The sequence below is a fragment of the Pantoea sp. EKM103V genome (assembly GCF_011800365.1).
In the GTDB taxonomy this organism is placed as follows: Bacteria; Pseudomonadota; Gammaproteobacteria; order Enterobacterales; family Enterobacteriaceae; genus Pantoea; species Pantoea anthophila.
Genome location: NZ_JAALFQ010000060.1, coordinates 1 through 289, shown reverse-complemented (window position 1 = coordinate 289; position 289 = coordinate 1). Strand labels below are relative to the sequence as shown.

At 54.0% G+C, this 289-nt stretch carries 1 protein-coding gene; it reads left to right on the top strand.

All coding sequences use genetic code 11. The annotated features are described in order from the left end of the window. On the top strand, positions 1–289 hold a 289-nt coding region (locus HFD97_RS22105), incomplete at both ends, for a GTP-binding protein (protein ID WP_341874302.1).

The window sequence follows — 289 nt, the reverse complement described above, 5'->3', positions numbered from 1 at the left end:
TCCTGAACAAGTGTGACATGGTTGATGATGAAGAGCTGCTGGAACTGGTTGAGATGGAAGTACGTGACCTGCTGTCACAGTACGACTTCCCAGGCGACGACACTCCAATCGTTCGTGGTTCTGCTCTGAAAGCGCTGGAAGGCGAAGCTGAGTGGGAAGCGAAAATCATCGAGCTGGCTGAGCACCTGGACAACTACATCCCGGATCCGGTTCGTGCGATCGACATGCCGTTCCTGCTGCCAATCGAAGACGTATTCTCAATCTCTGGCCGTGGTACCGTTGTTACCGG